Consider the following 18,353-nt stretch of genomic DNA (forward strand, 5'->3'; position numbering starts at 1 on the left):
CAGTTCTATCCTTTAATTTATATGTTACATCTATCTTTCCAATATTTAATTAATATTATTTCATTAACTATTTTTCGATTTTTATTCATTTGATATTAATCTATTTAGCTTGCTTCCTATAATTTTATCTTTAAAATCTTTATCAGATTTAATCCCATCTTTCTAAGTATTATAAAATAGTCTATCACTTGAATGATTTTTAATTGATATGTGATATCATCTTTCATTTAATCATTGTTTATTATATATGGTTGGTATTTAACATAATCTTCTTTACTACATTCTATACTAAATAAAGTTCCTTCATTAGTATATTCAATTTCTAGAACAGTCGAACTATTCATTATATAAGATATCATTTTCCCATCTTCATAAGGAACCATCACCTTACATTTTATATAATCTATAAATATATTTTTACATATAGAGTTCAATAATTTTTCTATACCTATATGTTTTTTAGCTGAAACCATTATCCCTTCTATATTGAATGTATCTAATTCCACTAAATCAACTTTATTATATACATAAATCACAGGAATATTATCCGCCCCTATTTGATTTAATGTTTCATTTGTTACATTTATATGATTTTCATAATTAGGATTAGATATATCAATCACATGAAGTAATAAGTCCGCATCACAAACTTCTTCTAGAGTAGACCTAAAAGCTTTTACTAAACTATGAGGTAAATCCCCAACAAATCCCACTGTATCTGATAATAAAAAAGATTTATTATTATCTAATTTTATATTTCTAACATAAGTTTCTAAAGTTGCAAATAGCATATTTTTTTCAAATACTTTTTTATCTTCATCATTTATAAACTTCTCTACTAAAGCATTCATAACAGATGACTTACCAGCATTTGTATATCCTACTAAAGCTACATTAGGAATATTAGATTTTTTCCTTTTACTTTTTTGTACTTCTCTTTGATTTTTTAATACTTCAAGCTCTTTATTTAAATTAGCAATTTTATCTTCTATTCTTCTACGGTCTAATTCTAATTTTGTTTCTCCTGCGCCTCTGTTTTTAGTCCCTACTCCACCACTTTGACGACCTAAATCTTCATTTGAACCAACTAATCTTGGTAATTCATATTGGAGCTTCGCAACCTCTACTTGTAATTTAGATTCTCTTGTTTTTGCTCTATTTGCAAAGATATCTAATATTAACGCAGTTCTATCTATGACATTACAATTTATTTCTTCTTCAATATTTTTAACTTGTGACGCTGATAATTCATTATTAAATATAACTATATCTGCATTGTTTTCTTCTACTAAATTTTTTAATTCATCTATCTTCCCACTACCCATATAAAAAGTAGAGTTAACTTTCTTTGAATTCTGCTTAATTTGACCAACAGTTTCTATTTTGCAAGCTAAGCATAAATTTTTTAATTCTTCCATAGATTCATCAAAATTATTTTTATTATTTATATTAATTCCTACAATTATTCCTTTTTTTATCATCTTCATAATCTCCTGTAATTTTATATTTAAATATTAACTTTAAATATCACGGGATTATGACTCTTTATTAAATTAAGATAATAGCCACAACCCGTGACTTATCCTCTTAATCTTATTGACGCTATTCCACCATTCATAATCATTTTAACACCTCCTAATTTAAATCTACTATTACTAATCTATCTTTTGTTTATATCTAAATAACTGTATCCAATCATTATAAGAAACTTCACTAATATTATTAAGATTTATACCTAGGTATTTAATTACTGCATGAATTTGATTTTTTGTAAATACATCTCTTAAGTTATTAATAGACTTAGATATAAAACTTGTATATTCATTCCATTCATCTTTAGATATATCATATTTATATTTTCTTTTAAAATATACTAAGACGCAATCTACACTAGGCATTGGATGGAAGTCTTCTCTTTTAAAATAGTGTACTATCTTAATATCAAATTTAGTTTTTAAAAGTAATGATAATTTATTCTCTCTAGGTATTCCCATGAATCTTTTAGCTGCACCTTTCTCCATAACTAACCACATCTCAGTTGGTGGGTTTAACTCTTCTAAAAATCTCTTAATGATCTTTGTTGTTATATAAAAAGGAATATTAGAGAATACCTTATATTCTCTTTTTTTAGGTAATTTACAATTTAAAAAATCTTTATTAATAAGAGTAACATTATTTTTGCTTTTAAATTTATTTACTAAATTTTCATATAAATTTCTATCTAATTCTATAGCTGTAACCCAATAACTTTTTTCACATAAAACTTCTGTTATATGACCTTTTCCTGGTCCAATTTCAATAATAAAATCATTTTTGGATATATTTGTTTTTTTTATTAATTTATATATAGTATTTTTACTAGTAATAAAATTTTGCGATACACTAATATCAACTTTTCCTCTATAATTATTACTTTTAGCTTTCATTCATAATCTCCTTAATTCACTATTTTTACTCTTTAAATAGCACGGAGTTATGACATTATATTAAATTTGTTTAACGATAGCCACAACTCGTGCGCTATCTTCTTAATCTCATTGACGCTATTCCACCATTCATAATCATTTTATTTCCTCCTATTTTTCATATAATAAGCTTTAAATATTTGTTTATAATTTTTGCATCTTTATTAAGTAGTTATTTTCAACTGAAGATATTTTTAAATTATTTCATTATTATTTCTATCCTAACTATTAATATTAAATAGCGTAGAACTATAACATTATAAAAATCCCCTAGAATATAAATCACTATTCCAGGGGATTTGTATATTAAACACATGCTATCTAATTTATAATATACCCAGGAGTAATATATATTTTTTTTAATTTACTAAGCATTATACATAAATTTTTCATAAATACAACTCCTTTCATATTTTTTACATATCAATAATACCATAAACTATATTTGCAGTAAAGCGCTAGATTTACTTCTATAAAAATCATACTTTATAGACAAAATAAAGAATAATAGCTATACTCCTATTCTTTTACTTCATAAGATATAATAATTCTTCTTATCATAATAATATTGATCCAACTTAATTTGCAAATTTTATTTAAATTTTTATTTTTTACTTTTTTAAATGTATTGTAATCACTTTAATATATATACGTATATCATTAAATCACCTTTATACTTATATGCAAAGTAATATTATTCTCACTTTCTAACTTTTACTATTTTTCCATCATAAGTTAGTATACATCTATGTCTATTCCTATTTAGTTATATTCAATTTCCCTATAATTTAGTTGAAAATATAAAATTTATTTTCTTACTAGTTACTCTACTTTTTCATAACTTATTCTTTTGATATGTTTTTAAGAAAGATTATCCTCATTATTTTTAATACTACTTTATTTTCTGTTTATAATTTAAATTCTTCCTAAGAAATTTTTTATGATTTCTACTGAGAACTTGTATAATGGACATAAAAAGGACTCCCTCAGTAAAACTGGGGGTTCTTCATTTGACGCCTATAAGACTCATCTTACAGCTACGCTTCAAAGCGTATGTCGGTCCGCCACTTGCTAACTATTTCTGGTTACCCGTAAACGGGTCTACAACGTCAAGCGTTAGCTATTCACTTATCATATCTTCTCTCAGTTGATTTTCTATATATTCCTCTATTCTTTTTATATCTTTTCCTGTTGTATCAACATAATATCCTCTACACCAGAACTATCTGTTTCTATATTTATACTTCATGTTCCCCCATCTTTCATATATCATTAAACTGCTTTTTCCCTCCAGAAATCCCATAAATCCTGATACCGACATTTTAGGTAGTATTTCTACAAGTATATGTATATGATCTGGACAGGCTTCTGCACTAAGCAAATTTACACCTTTCCATCGACATAATTCTCTCAGTATTCCTCCTATTTCCATTCTTTTTTCTCCGTAGAATACTTTTCTTCTATATTTTGGTGCAAAAACTATATGATATTTGCAGTTCCATTTTGCATGTGATAAACTATGTATGTCGTTCATTTTACGACCTATTTTTGATAATTTTTTGCAGTTGGCTGACCGCAATTATATATTATCAAAAGGAGTTTCTTTTGTTAAAGACTCAAAACTAAAAGCTTTACTGGACCCCCAGTATAACTGGGGGTTTTCTATATACAAAAAGACTAGTAATTAAACTAGTCTTTTTTATTGAATTATAACTTTATTTTCTTCTCTACATAAGAATTAATATCATCCCTCCATATAACATCTACATATTCTACATTAACATCATTTCTGTTAGTAGTACATTTTGATTTTATTACTTTTCCTATATTTTCAAGAATAGAAGTTTTATAATCCTTTTCAATCAAATTATATATTTCAGATCCTATTCTTGTTAAGGTTATTATATTAAATGATAACTTATTTTGACTTCTATTATTTATAAACATCACTTTATCAGCATAAGGGATTTCTATTTTTCCACCTGAAAAAATAGAATAATTTAAATCTGTATTTATTAAATTTAATTCCTTTAACAAATTTATATCATGTAAAGATATACCATTTTCATTTAAATATTCTTTGTCGTTTACAACCATAAAAGTTCCACTTAATTTAATCGATAGGTTAACAAATTTACTAAATAATTTAGCCTCATTAGAAGATATATTTCTTAGAGTTTCTAGTGTCCTAATAGAATAAGAATTAGGCTTTACAACTTCGTCCGATAGTATTTTAGACCATAAAATTTGCATTTCTTCATTAGATACATCTTGAGATATATTAATAAATCTTGTCATCCAGTCAGTATCAACAGTTTCTTCTGTTACAGTTGAATTTTTTTCAATAAACTCGATTGATTTACTTATTATACTGTCTAAATTTATTTGCTTTTGAATCTCTCTCTGTATCATAGTTTCTATAGCCCTTGTTTCAATAGAATTTCCTTTTATTTTCATTTCAAAATCTTCATTTGTAATAAGCAATTCATTTTGTCCATCCATTAAATTCTCTTGTAACGTTTTAATTGTATAAGAACTGGTCCCTGATATTTGTTTCATTCTATATGATTCCGCTTTTGCATTAAGTACTACTCCTAGTGGTCTATATAAACCACCGATTCCCTTAGATACTTCTTCTATTAACTTTGTTACAGGTTGAGAAAAACCTGTCAAATCTTTTAATTCCAAGACATATCCCTCCTTTATAACATATTATAACAATTTTTAATACTATAATCAAAAAATATATCTATTTTGAAATTTTATCTAAATAATTCTATTTTTAACACTTAATTATATCAAATACAATAAATCATGTATTTTTAATTTTATCATATTTAAAATTTTATTTTTGTCAATTGTTTTAAGTTTATATTCTACTATTGCTTCGTTTTGTTTTTTAATTAGAATTATATACTAGTCACTTATCAATCTATTTATATCTAAATAATTTTTTATTTATGATATAATTTTTAATTTCTAAATAATAATAAAGCTTCCTATTTCTAAGGTAGTTTTCACTAACTTATTTATACACCCTAAGATTGTTTTAAATATATAAAATTGTCTCTTCTTATTATTACCATATCCTTACTTTATTGTAAAATAATTTATAATAGTAAAATCATACTCATTATCTACATAAAAAGTTTCTCTATTCACAAATTATATCCATCTTAATACTAATTTGCTGTATCCACCATACTTACTACAATATTTACATGTATAGTTTCCACTCTAAAACAGTAATCTTGTACACTTCGTATTTTGTATGATTTTTTATCTTTTGAGCATTTTTCTCTTATCTTATTAGTATTCCTATTGGTATTATCCTATCAACTTAGTTTTTTCTACTCCATAAATAGATTTATTCTCCCAGGAAAAATATTATTTATATGGAAAAAAGATAGTAATAATGAAAGATGTCGTTATTTTAAGTGATGCTAGTCAAATAAGCATTGCTATTACAAGAAGAATCGGATATGGCAAAAGAATTTGTAATTGGAGACATAGATACGGATAATACACACAAAACCGAAAATATTTTTAAATAAATCATATGTTGCAATATCAAGCCAATCAGGTCATCGAATGAAACAACTTTCTGCTTATGAAGATAAATTGCTGGCATGTACTCCAACAGAATATCTTCTAAAACTTGATTTACTTAATCCGAAAAATATAAAAGACACACTTCACGCATATCAGATTACAAAACGATGCAATGAAAAACGTGTACTGTCAGAATCAGTTAAATGGGGTAAAAATGGTGCAAGAATAAATTCCATTTCTCCAGGAATTATTGTAACTTCCCTGGCAATCGATGAATTCAATGGCCCAAGAGGAGATTTTTATAAAAATATGTTCGCTAAATGTCCTGCTGGTAGACCTGGTACTTCTGATGAGGTCGCAAATGTTGCTGAGCTTCTTCTCTCTGAAAGAGGAAACTTTATCACAGGATCTGATTTTCTTATAGACGGCGGTGCAACTGCATCTTATTTCTATGGAGATATTGATATATAATTATATATTTTTTATTATCATAAAAATATGGCGGGACTAAATAAATTTCCCGCCATATTTTATTTATTAACTTATTTTCTCTTTAAAATCTATTTTTCTGAAAAGATATGCTCCAACAAACAGTATCAAAAGATTGCTTATATTCATTGCATGCCATATAGCCTCACTTCCAAATCCTGTAGCCATTTTGAAAAACATTATAACTGGAAGTCTTATTGCCCATAATCTGGCTGTTTCCATTATAAAAGAAAATTTTGTTTTTCCACAGCCATTGAATACTCCAACATAATTCTGGAAAAGCGCCATAAGAGGCATAGTTACAAGTACCCAGATTATATAGGACATAGCTTCCTTTTGCGTATTTACATCATTGGTAAGCATTGTTATTACTGTCTCTCTTATAGGAAAGACTATTGCACATCCTACAAATGCCATTATCAGACTCAGATTTCTGCTTACAACGTATGATTTTTCCGCTCTTTCTGTATTTCCTGCTCCTATATTCTGTCCTACATATGCAGCAAGTACAGATCCTATAGCTATTACCGGAAGAAGCATCATACTCGAAATTTTGTTACCTACAGTAAATGCTGCCGTAGTCACTTCACCATAATCAAGAACTATGGTATTCAGTATAAGAAATCCGAATGAACTAAGAGCCTGACTAAGCGCTGACGGCATCGCTATATATGTAAGTCTTTTTACTTTTTTCATATCCTTTATCTTCAGATCTTTTCTTCCAAGTTTCAATGGCTCCTTTACTACAAACAGGAACCATATACAGGCCGGTGCAATCAGAACCTGACCTATCATTGTTGCAAGACCTGCTCCAAATACTCCCATTCCAAATCCCTGTACAAACGTAGCTGTCAGTACAATATTCACAAGAACCGCACTTATCTGAAGTATTACCGGAGTTACTGTATCACCCTGAGATTGACGTACCGCCTGAAATGCAGCAAATATCATTGCAAATACCATTTCCATAGATCTTATTCTGACATACTGCACCGAGTAGTCAAATACAAGGCCCTCAGCTCCCATAGCCTTAAGAACAAACGGACATACAAAATATAAAGATACGTTTATTATAAGTCCAAGTATAACCGCAAGTACAAACAGTATTCCCGCATATTCCTTTGCTTCCTTTAATTTATCGGCTCCCAAAAACTGGCTTATTACAGCTACACCAGCTATGGAAAGCCCTATTCCAAATGATACAAATATATTTATAAGTGGCCACGTTATGGAAATACTCGCCTGTGCTGCCACTGAATTTTGCATCTGTCCTATGAAATATGTGTCTACAAGTTCATTGAAGGCCTTCATAAAGTTAGCTGCAAAAACTGGAAGAGCCAGTATTATAAACGATTTGTATATATTAGGTTCGTACAGAAGAAGATCTGTATTATCTCTTTTTTTTCTCAAATATATCCCCCTTACTATATAATTATTTTATTCGCAAACATTATCCTTATATAGAATATCATATGGTTATAAATTTTTAAATCCTAAAAATATTAATGTATTATTTTCAAAAAAACATCCCCTCTGTAATAATTTCATTTACAGAAGGGACATTATCTATTAATATATTAAATTTATAATATATCCATTTTTATTTACACTCCATAAGTTCAAGACATACTCCATCTTTCATGACAAACGCTATTGTAAGATGTTCATCTACAACTATCTTGTTGTGAAAAACTTTTCACATCTTGGAATTACCTCATCACTGTGATACAGATAAGGAATTTCCCATCTGTTCCCGATTTGGCAACTGAAGCAAGATTTGAGAAAAAACTTCAGAAAAAGAATGCAGTAGGTATGATACTCGGATATTATTACGATATAAATGGTAATTTTATACAATCAGATTCCGATTATGCTATTCAAATTCCTATAGAATCCATAAGAAAGACAAAAAATGTAATAGGTATAATAAACGCAAGAGTCAATAAAAATGCGGCTATTGGCGCTTTAAATACAGGTCTTTTTTCTCATATAATAATAAGTGAGGCCGTATCATCTGAAATATAAAAATAAAGGTGCTGAAAATCAGCACCTTTTTAAGTTTATATACCTTTTAATATTTATATTTAGTTTCAATATACATTCTAGTACACACTAAGTATAGATGTATAATTAGAATCTCTGTATAGATGGTCAAAATATGAATGTGCAGAAACATACCCTATTCCCAGTTTTTGATTTTTTTCATCAACTATCTTGTACTGATCAAGGGATTTTCTTGCTCTTTCTCTATCCATATCTGTTTCTGATTTGTAATACTCTCTCTTATCTTCAGGAATATTTTTCACATATGCAGGTTTCATAAAATATCTGGCGTCATTAACTTTATGTTCATCACTAAGTTTCTTTAGAGTTTCTCCATTTTTTCTGTGCATTATATGGTCATCGTATTTGTAGTGATGAGCTATGTGAGTAACACTTCCAAGTTCTTTTTCAAATTTAAGTATTGTCTCTTCCATAAGTTCATAATGAGTTCCCTCTTTTTTATCTTTATCTGCAAGTATCAATATATTTTTATCTTTTATTCCTAATTCATATAAAGCAGCTTTGAATTCATTATTTCTAAGCTCTTCTTTTTCCTTTCTGCTCAATCCCCAGAATCTAGGATTCTTCATAAATACATTAACTCCTGAACCATCAGATACAAGCACAATATACACATTGTCCGCTCCACATTCTTTAATTGCGTTTGTAATTGCACTTACTCCCCAAAGTACCTCATCATCCTGATGCTGAGGATAGAATACTACATGGTCCCTGAATCTTTTTCCATCACTATACTCGACAACATTGAATTGAGCGGTTAACGATTTATCCGCCAATCCCAGAAAAAGTATCAGCATTATAACTATAAATATATTTCTTCTCTTATGTTTCATAATTATCACCTCGTTATCATAACAAATAAAATTTACTTATGTATCACTTATAAAAATACTTTTACAATAGTATTTATCGTTACTGTATTTTTCAATAAATTTTTTATGTATATAATATTAGAGGTTCTTTCTTAAATAGTTCTGAATTTTTTCACAAGAATAATTAATTATTGTAAACTATTTCTTAGCAATTATCACAAACATAAAAAAGCTATCACATTAATTCTAAATTATTGCGATAGCTTTCTAATCTAAACTATTTATTTTGTTGTATAAATTCTGATATTTATCTGATTTTCTGATAATAGTAATTCAGTATATGACCAAAGAATTCTCTCTGGTCTATATATTCAAATCCTATTTTTTCTATAACTCTTTTTGAACCGATGTTTTCAGGATATGCAAGTGCTATGAGTTCTGAAAGCTCAGTGTTTTCTTTTGCATACTTCATAACTTTTTCCGCTGCTTCAGTTGCAAATCCTTTGCCCCAGAATTCATCATCAAAAGCATACATTATCTCAGTCTTTCCTGCTTCTTCAAGAAATCTGAGACCTGAATATCCCATGAGTTTTCCACTTTCTTTTTCCTCAACGGCAAATACACCGTATCCTTTTTCAGTCCAGTGCTTTTCAAAAGAATTCAGAATCCTTTGGACATCTTCACATGTCTTACCTTCTCCTGAGCCAAGATATTTTGTTACAATCGGCTTTTTCATTATGTCGTAAAAAGGCTCAGTATCTTCATCTTTGAATCTTCTAAGAATCAATCTTTCTGTGAATATGCTTTTATTATCCATACATATCACCTCATAAATAAATTATCTATATATATCTTACGCCATTAGAGTATACTTTTTTACCGTTTAAGAATACTGTATCTATATTGTGGACACAGCTTATGTCCTCGCTTAAGTCTCCTTTTACAACTGTTATATCAGCTATAAGACCTTCTTTTATCATTCCTAGTTCTTCCTCTCTTCCAAGAACTTTTGCAGGGTTTGCAGTTGCAGTCTGTATAGCCTGAACAGGTGTTATTCCATATTTAACCATAAGCTCCATTTCTTCAGCTATTGGAAGTACTGGTGCTCCATACATTACCATATCACTTCCTGTACATACAGTTACTCCTGTATCGTAAAGTTTTTTGAAGTTATCTCTGTATGCTTCATACGCCGGCTCATAGAAAGCAAAATCTCTCTGTTCTTTTGCCGCAACAGGGTCATTAAACACATCCGCACCTTTTGCAAGATTTTCACTGCATACCTCATAAAGATAAGTATATGCAAACATTGTAGGAGTCCATGCTATTCCTTTTTCTTTCATCTGTTTTGCCTGTTCAACTGTAAGGAATGTACCGTGCTCTATTGTATCAAAACCTGCATCTATACACATCTGTATTGACGGATGAGTTCCTGCATGAACAACGCATTTTATTCCTCTTCTCTTGCATTCATCAGCTGCTACATCAAGTTCCTCCTGAGTATATTCAGGTATATGTGATCTGTGGCTTGTAAGAACTTTAACCCATTCAGCGCCATCTCTTACCTGAGTTCTTATTTCTTTTCTTATAGCCCATGGTCCGTCGACCTGTATAACTTCATCCCAGCAGTGTCCTCCTGTCATACACATTCCCGCATCGACATGAGTTATTCTAGGTATAGTTATAAATCCTTTATCTTCAGCCATTTTTAGAGTTTTACATACTCCTTTTGGAGAATAACAGTCTCTTATACTTGTGATACCTTTTGTAAATGCAGCCTGTGCATGCTGAAGTGCATACATCATTATCATCTGATCGTTGTAGTTGAAACTGTCAGGCTGGCTGTACCAGTATCCAAGATGTGCGTGCATATCACACATACCAGGAATTATTGTAGCATCTCCGTAGTCTTCACATTTTTCATCAGGATATGCTTTTAGTATATCCTCTTTTTTACCTACTGCTTCTATGATTCCTCTTTCATTAACATAAACAGCAGAATCTTCAAGAACCGTTTTCCCATCACCTGTTATAATTCTCTTTGAACTTAATATCATCTATGCCACCTCTGTTTTTTAGTAAATTTTAAATTTTACAAAAATAATTATATCACAAATTTAACAATCTATGGGTGTATTCAATTAATCTATATAAAAAAGCTATTGAATATATAAAATATATAACAGTTTGTTATCGTTGAATTTTTCAATAAATGAAAAAGCGCGCCCCGCGGCGCGCTTTCCCTAATTTAAGTTTACCAGACTTAAACCATAAAGTTAAAAAACTAAAAAAAGGAGTTGTTTCTATGAAAAAAACAACAGCAACTTAATTTTATCATATATGGATAAAGTCTTCAAGTATTGTCACTTCAAAATAAAAACTTATTTCCTCTAAATAGCATCAAAATATTTTATAATATAACAGACTTCCTATTTTTATAATCAAAAAGGAAGTCTGTCATTATTTATTTAATATATATTCTGTTTAAATCTTTATTATGCGTTTTTAAGAAATGCTCTATAAGCTCTTACTGCTTCATATATATCAGCTTTGCTTCCTATTTCATATGGAGCATGCATACTAAGTACAGCAACACCGCAGTCTATAACCTGCATTCCGTAGTTTGCCATTATGTAGGCGATTGTTCCGCCTCCACCTGCATCTACTTTACCCATTTCAACAAACTGATATCCTATATCATCTGCATCCATTATTTTTCTAAGTTCAGCTATATATTCAGCATTTGCATCATTTGATCCATTTTTTCCTCTTGCTCCTGTAAACTTGTTGAAAGTTATACCGCATCCAAGACCTGCTGAACTTCTCTTTTCAAATACTTCAGCAAATAAAGGATCATATGCAGCACTTACGTCTGAAGAAAGCATTTTTGAGTTCTGAAGAGCTCTTCTTACTTTTATGTTTGAATCACCTTCTGTTAATGCAACTAATTCAGCAACCATATTTTCAAAGTATCTTGACTGCATTCCAGTTGCTCCCATACTTCCTATTTCCTCTTTATCTACAAGAAGACAGCATGCTGTACGTTTTGGTATTTCAGTTTCAAGCATTGCATATAATGATGGGAATGCACATATTCTGTCGTCATGTCCATATGAAAGTATCATACTTCTATCTATACCACAGTCTCTCGCTTTTCCTGCTGGAACTATTTCAAGTTCAGCTGACTGGAAGTCATCTTCTTCAACTCCGTACTTATCTTTCAGCATTTTTAAAACATTCCGTTTTACTGCCTCTTTTTCGTCTTCTTCAAGACCTTCAGCCTTGCTAAGCGGTTTATTTGCTATAAGAAGATCAAGATTTTCTCCTTCTATCACTTTAGCTGCTTTTTTCTCAAGCTGTGCTGCAGATAGATGTATTAATAGGTCTGTTATAACAAATACAGGATCCTTTTCATCTTCACCTATATTTACATTTATAACTGTTCCGTCTTTTTTGGCTATTACACCGTGAAGTGATAGTGGTATAGTTACCCACTGATATTTTTTAACTCCACCGTAGTAATGAGTGTCAAGATATGCCATTCCAGAATTTTCATAAAGTGGATTCTGTTTTACATCAAGACGTGGAGAATCTATATGAGCCCCTAGTATGTTCATACCATTTGATATAGGTTCTTCACCTATGTTAAATAAAGCTATTGATTTTTTCATGCATACCGCATATACTTTGTCTCCAGCCTTAAGAGTTTTTCCCTCTTTTATTACTTCCTCTATATTTCTATATCCTGCTTTTTCAGCCATAGCTACAGAAATTTCTACACATTCTCTTTCTGTTTTTCCATTATCAAGAAATTTTTTATATTCTTCATTGATTTCATCAAGCTCTTTAAGCTGACATTCGTCGTATTTTTCCCATAAACTTTTTGCCATTTTAATTCCTCTTTTCTCAATCAATATAGGATGCAGATATACTGCATCCATATAATATTTTATCTCAATTTTTTTATAATTTAAAGATATTTATAGATATAAAATTTTCACTAATTTACTTTTTAAATTCATCAAGAGCCATTAATCCAACAAGTTTTTTTCTAAGTATGAATAATAATACTGCAAATACAAGAAGTACTCCTGATATTGTTGCAAATACTTCCCCGTATCCCATACTTTCAGTTAAACCTGCAAGTTTTCCTGATATAAGATTTGCAAAGAAGTTGCTTAGATACCATGCACCCATTGCAAGAGAACCATATCTTACAGGAGCAAGTTTATTAAACATAGCCATACCTATTGGAGATATACAAAGCTCTCCTACTGTTAATAATAGATATGCTATAAGTACAAATAATATACTCATTTTGGCACTTCCATCAAGAACTCCACCAAGAGTATTTAATCCTATTATTAGTACAACAAATGCTGAAGCTGTAAGAAGCATTCCAAGAGCCATTTTTGTAGGTATTGAAAGATCTCCTTTTCCATCTCTTTCAAGTTTAAGCCATAGATTTGCAAGTACTGGTGATAAAGTTACACAAAGTATTGCATTGAATGATACAAGCCATGGTACTGGAACTATAAATCCTCCAACATTTCTGTTTACAAGATCATTCATAAGTATTGAGAATGAAGTCTGAGTCTGGAACCATGCTGCCCAGAATAATACAACGAATACAAATAGAACACCCATTGCAACTATTCTGTTTTTCTCTATTTTTGTTAAAGGCTGATGTTCAGATTTAGCTTTTTTACCTTCTGATTTAGATGCTTTATTCATTCTGTTTGCTGGATATTTTCCTACTTCACCAAGCCATTTTGGTGACATAAATGCTATGAATAGACCAACTATTACCATTACTATAGCAGACATAAGGAATATATATCTGTATCCATATGATAATATTTCCCCTGAAGCAGATACTTCAGCAAACCACTTATCAGCTATAAGACCTGAGAATATTGGTCCAAAGAAAGAACCTATATTTATAGCCATATAGAAAAGTGCATATGCAGCATCTTTTCTTGTAAGGTCATCCTGATGATATAAAGATCCAACAAGATTACTTATCTGACCCTTAAAGAACATACCTGCTACTATAAGAACACAAAGACCAGTCCATATTCCGGCAACTGAAGGATTTACAAAGAATAAAGTAAGGTACCCTGCTGCTGTAAGGAACGAACCTAATATTAACGATTTCTGAATTCCAAGGTAGTTATCTGTTATCCATCCACCTATTATTGAGCCCATATAGTTTACACCTGTATAAAGACCAATAATTGCTGATGCTTTTGCTACACTTAGGCCAAGACCATTTGCACTTACATCTGCTGTAAGGAATAATATAAATACAGATGAGAATGCATATCCACAATAACTCTGAAGTGCTATAGAAATATTAACAAGCCAAAGTCCTATTGGATGTTTAGTTTTTTCTGACATGTGATTGTCCTCCATAATAATTTATTTATAAACCTGAATACAGGGTTTATACATACTGATATCGTTTTCCTAATCCTTATACAAACATTATCATTCTAAATCAGCGTATATTATTTTATTTTTTATTTTCTATGGATATTAGTTTTTCTTTTGACAAAGTCATTCTAACATCATTTTTTTATTTTTTCAACTATTTTATTTTTGTTTTTTAGTTTTTGTTTCTTTTTTATTTAATTTTAATTACTACAAAAACTTTTTTGTTTTTGTATTTAAAGTTGGCTTGAAAGAGTATTTGTTATCTCTTGCATTTTTTTGTCTTATATACATAAATCCAGCATAGCAAAATTTCTTTCATAATTATAAAAATTATTGAATTAAATTTTGCAAATATTTATTTTTTAAAATGATTTTATTTTTTATACATACTAATATTTGTTTTATATACACTATTTTTTATATTTTTATGCTAATCAATGTAATATATTTTGTATAATACATAACAGCCATTTCTTTTTTCTGAATATTCAACGGAAATCATTTTCTTATTTGCCGGAAATAAAGAAATAAAAATAATAGTTTTTTTATCTGTTTTAATGATTATATTTTATTAATATGAGTCAGGATTATTTAATTTTAGTCTGTTTTAGTGTCGCAAAAGGGGTTATAAATATAAACAAATATAACTTGAAAGGAGATGTACTATGAATAACGTATACTTTGCTTTTTTCCTTACACTTCTTGCCGGACTAAGTACAGGAATCGGTAGTTTTATAGCATTTTTTGCGAAGAACACAAATAAAACTTTTTTATCCGTAAGCCTTGGATTTTCCGCGGGAGTTATGATTTATGTATCTATGATAGAAATATTCTCAGAAGCTCAGAAATCACTTACATCTTTTATGGGTGAAAGGGTCGGAAGCCGGATAACAGTAGCTTCCTTCTTTGGTGGAATGCTTCTGATTGCAGTTATAGACAAACTTATACCATCAGAGGAAAACCCTCATGAGGTTAAACTTATTGAAGAAAAGTCAGATAAATCACAGAAACTTATGAGAATGGGAGTTTTGACTGCTCTAGCTATAGGAATACACAACTTTCCCGAGGGAATGGCTACGTTTGTATCAGCTCTAAAAGATCCTAAACTTGCAATTCCAATAGTTGTAGCAATTGCAATACACAATATTCCAGAAGGTATAGCTGTATCTGTTCCGATATATCATGCAACAGGTTCAAAAAAGACAGCTTTCAAATATTCTTTCCTTTCCGGGCTTGCCGAACCTATAGGAGCTCTTGTTGGATGGATTGTTTTAAAGCCTTTCTTAAACGATATGGTACTTGGAATGATATTTGCAGGTGTCGCTGGAATAATGGTGTTTATCTCTTTTGATGAACTTCTTCCAGCTGCAAGAGAATATGGAAAACACCATCTTTCGATATATGGTCTTATTTCCGGAATGGTTGTAATGGCTATAAGCCTTCTTCTTTTCATATAAATTTTCTATAAATTTAACATTTTTCATTTATAAAAAAGTGCTAAAATTATTATAGTACTATTTATGAAAGGTGGTTTGTTATGAAAAAACCGGTTTTAGATATACATACACACACTATTGTCAGCGGACATGCATATGGAACGATAAGAGAAATGGCTCAGGCTGCATCTGAAAAAGGACTTTCAGGTCTTGGTCTAAGCGAACATGCACCAGGAATAACTGGAACTACAGATCCAATATATTTTATGAATCTGAGTGCTGTTCCAAGAAATCTTTATGGAGTTGATATCTTCCATGGTTCTGAGATAAATGTTTTGAACGATGGCACACTTTCTCTTGGAGAAAAGTACATAAATAAACTTGACTACGGTATTGTAGGTATTCACGATCTTTGTTACACAGATGCCGGAATTGAAAAAAATACCGATAATCTTATCTCTTGTATGAAACATGAAAAAGTATTTTTTGTATCTCATCCTGACGACGATCATACGCCTCTTGATTACGAGAGACTTGTAAAAGCTGCAAAAGAATACCATGTCGCACTTGAGGTAAACAACAGCTCTTTCAGAAAGCCTGAAAGAAGACTGAATTGTGTAGAAAACTATAAAACTATGCTTAAACTTTGTATGAAATATAGAACAAACATAGTCGTAAATTCTGATTCGCATGATCCTTCTCAGGTCGGTTCTTTTGATTCTGCTATGGAACTTATAGAATCTGTAGGATTTGATGAAGAACTAATTGTTAATCTTGATATGGATAGATTTAAGAACTTTATATCTTTTAATAAATAAAAATAGGCTGATACATTAACAGTTGTTAGTGTATCAGCCCTTATTTTATTCTAAAAATTCTATTTTAATACCATTAATTCTTTTGGAAATTTTGTAAGTATTTCTATACCATCTTCTTTTATATATACAGTATCTTCTATTCTTACTCCGCCCCATCCAGGAATATAAAGACCAGGCTCCATAGTTATTATACATCCTTTTTTCATAGTCTTAGTTCCATAGTTTCCAAGGAATGGCTCTTCATGAAGATCTCTACCTACACCATGTCCCATACCTGGATAATAGTATTCTTCATATTTTTTGATTATTTTTCTTATTTCTGTATCAGGCTCTGTAGCATGAGCACCATCTCTCATACACTCAAGACCTTTTGCCTGTGCCTCTTTTACAAGATTATATATCTCTATCTGTTTTTCACTCGCTTCACCTACAACAAATGTACGCGTCATATCAGATATATATCCATTGTACATTGCACCGAAATCTATTGTAACAAAATCTCCATACTCTATAACTTTATCATCCGGTTTTCCATGTGGAAGAGATGTTTTTTCTCCTGATATAAGTATTGTTTCAAAACCTATAGCATGTGCTCCGTTCATTTTCATTGAAAACTCAAGTCTTGCACAAAGTTCTCTTTCAGAAACACCCGGTTTTATATATGGTATAAGTTCTTCAAGAGCCTTATCAGCTATCTCACATGCCTTTCTTGAATTTGCAAGCTCCTCATCATTCTTTGTATATCTAAGTTCCTCAATCATACCTGATACCGGAACAAGTTCTATATTATCATTTTCAAGAAGCTGTTTTAACTCTGTATATTTATCATATGTCGTGAACTTCTCCTCAAATCCAAGTCTTTTTATTTTACACTCTCTACATACGTGAGATATAGCCTTTGGAAGACTTCTATCAAACAGATGCCAGTTAAGTACCTTAAACCCATTTGGTATACATGTATTTTCCGCAAGTTCAACAAATCTTCCATCTGTTATTACATATTTGTCGTTCTGACCTATAACAGCATATGCAAGCTCATCCGGATAACCTGTTATGTAGTTTACATTTGCCTGCTGAGATACATAGATTCCATCTATACCTCTTTCATTAAGCATTTCTTTTATTTTTTCAAAAGCATTCATAGTAATACCTCCAGGTAAAGTTTATAATACGTTTGTGAGAACGTTATCAATCCACCCTTTTAGTATATCACTAATTTTCTGACAAATACATCTATTAAAACATATTTCAATATCTTATTTTTATTAATAAATACTTATT

14 protein-coding genes and 1 pseudogene are annotated in these 18,353 nt (G+C 30.2%); 4 read left to right on the forward strand and 11 right to left on the reverse strand.

All coding sequences use genetic code 11. The features are described from left to right. Positions 1-227: 227 nt before the first annotated feature. From hflX to EXD82_RS06975, 4 genes and pseudogenes are all read right to left on the reverse strand, one after another. Positions 228-1,481, reverse strand: a complete 1,254-nt coding sequence (hflX, locus tag EXD82_RS06960) for a GTPase HflX (RefSeq protein WP_330573754.1) — start codon at positions 1,479-1,481, stop codon at positions 228-230. A 174-nt stretch (positions 1,482-1,655) separates the two neighbouring features. Further along, on the reverse strand, positions 1,656-2,426 hold the full coding sequence (gene erm, locus EXD82_RS06965) for a 23S ribosomal RNA methyltransferase Erm (protein ID WP_142536196.1): 771 nt from the start codon (positions 2,424-2,426) through the stop codon (positions 1,656-1,658). 1,159 nt (positions 2,427-3,585) lie between these two features. Next, positions 3,586-3,999, reverse strand: a pseudogene (gene tnpA, locus EXD82_RS06970) (IS200/IS605 family transposase). A 173-nt stretch (positions 4,000-4,172) separates the two neighbouring features. Further along, positions 4,173-5,153, reverse strand: a complete 981-nt coding sequence (locus EXD82_RS06975; protein WP_142536197.1) for a DUF2806 domain-containing protein — start codon at positions 5,151-5,153, stop codon at positions 4,173-4,175. 903 nt (positions 5,154-6,056) lie between these two features. Between EXD82_RS06975 and EXD82_RS06980 the strand changes: the two genes are divergently transcribed. Beyond that, positions 6,057-6,488, forward strand: coding sequence for an SDR family oxidoreductase (locus EXD82_RS06980; protein ID WP_330573755.1), 432 nt, complete (start codon positions 6,057-6,059; stop codon positions 6,486-6,488). A 66-nt stretch (positions 6,489-6,554) separates the two neighbouring features. Here EXD82_RS06980 and EXD82_RS06985 read toward each other — a convergent pair whose 3' ends face one another. Next, on the reverse strand, positions 6,555-7,916 hold the full coding sequence (locus EXD82_RS06985; protein WP_142536198.1) for an MATE family efflux transporter: 1,362 nt from the start codon (positions 7,914-7,916) through the stop codon (positions 6,555-6,557). Positions 7,917-8,228: 312 nt separating this feature from the next. On the opposite strand from EXD82_RS06985, the gene EXD82_RS06990 reads away from it, so the two are divergent. Beyond that, on the forward strand, positions 8,229-8,531 hold the full coding sequence (locus EXD82_RS06990; RefSeq protein ID WP_142536199.1) for a sugar-binding domain-containing protein: 303 nt from the start codon (positions 8,229-8,231) through the stop codon (positions 8,529-8,531). Between the two features lie 77 nt (positions 8,532-8,608). Here the strand turns inward: EXD82_RS06990 and EXD82_RS06995 are convergent, their stop codons facing one another. The 5 genes from EXD82_RS06995 to EXD82_RS07015 form a co-directional block, all read right to left on the reverse strand. After that, positions 8,609-9,403, reverse strand: coding sequence for a PIG-L family deacetylase (locus EXD82_RS06995; RefSeq protein WP_142536200.1), 795 nt, complete (start codon positions 9,401-9,403; stop codon positions 8,609-8,611). Between the two features lie 286 nt (positions 9,404-9,689). Beyond that, positions 9,690-10,199: a GNAT family N-acetyltransferase gene (locus EXD82_RS07000; RefSeq protein WP_142536201.1), complete on the reverse strand. Its 510-nt coding sequence runs from the start codon at positions 10,197-10,199 to the stop codon at positions 9,690-9,692. 25 nt (positions 10,200-10,224) lie between these two features. After that, on the reverse strand, positions 10,225-11,439 hold the full coding sequence (locus tag EXD82_RS07005) for an amidohydrolase family protein (RefSeq protein ID WP_142536202.1): 1,215 nt from the start codon (positions 11,437-11,439) through the stop codon (positions 10,225-10,227). A 438-nt stretch (positions 11,440-11,877) separates the two neighbouring features. Next, positions 11,878-13,272 carry an aminopeptidase gene (locus tag EXD82_RS07010; protein ID WP_142536203.1) on the reverse strand — a complete coding sequence of 465 codons (1,395 nt, stop codon included), beginning with the start codon at positions 13,270-13,272 and terminating at the stop codon, positions 11,878-11,880. 115 nt (positions 13,273-13,387) lie between these two features. Continuing rightward, positions 13,388-14,782 carry a peptide MFS transporter gene (locus EXD82_RS07015; RefSeq protein ID WP_142536204.1) on the reverse strand — a complete coding sequence of 465 codons (1,395 nt, stop codon included), beginning with the start codon at positions 14,780-14,782 and terminating at the stop codon, positions 13,388-13,390. A gap of 701 nt (positions 14,783-15,483) precedes the next feature. Between EXD82_RS07015 and zupT the strand changes: the two genes are divergently transcribed. Both zupT and EXD82_RS07025 read left to right on the forward strand, forming a co-directional pair. Next, the gene (zupT, locus tag EXD82_RS07020) at positions 15,484-16,275 is read left to right on the forward strand and encodes a zinc transporter ZupT (protein WP_142536205.1); all 792 of its coding nucleotides are present in this window, start codon (positions 15,484-15,486) and stop codon (positions 16,273-16,275) included. Positions 16,276-16,355: 80 nt separating this feature from the next. Next, positions 16,356-17,072, forward strand: coding sequence for a phosphatase (locus tag EXD82_RS07025; RefSeq protein WP_142536206.1), 717 nt, complete (start codon positions 16,356-16,358; stop codon positions 17,070-17,072). 59 nt (positions 17,073-17,131) lie between these two features. Here the strand turns inward: EXD82_RS07025 and EXD82_RS07030 are convergent, their stop codons facing one another. Next, the gene (locus tag EXD82_RS07030; RefSeq protein WP_142536207.1) at positions 17,132-18,214 is read right to left on the reverse strand and encodes a M24 family metallopeptidase; all 1,083 of its coding nucleotides are present in this window, start codon (positions 18,212-18,214) and stop codon (positions 17,132-17,134) included. Positions 18,215-18,353: the final 139 nt, after the last annotated feature.

The organism is Peptacetobacter hominis (assembly GCF_006861675.1).
Taxonomy (GTDB): Bacteria; Bacillota; Clostridia; order Peptostreptococcales; family Peptostreptococcaceae; genus Peptacetobacter; species Peptacetobacter hominis.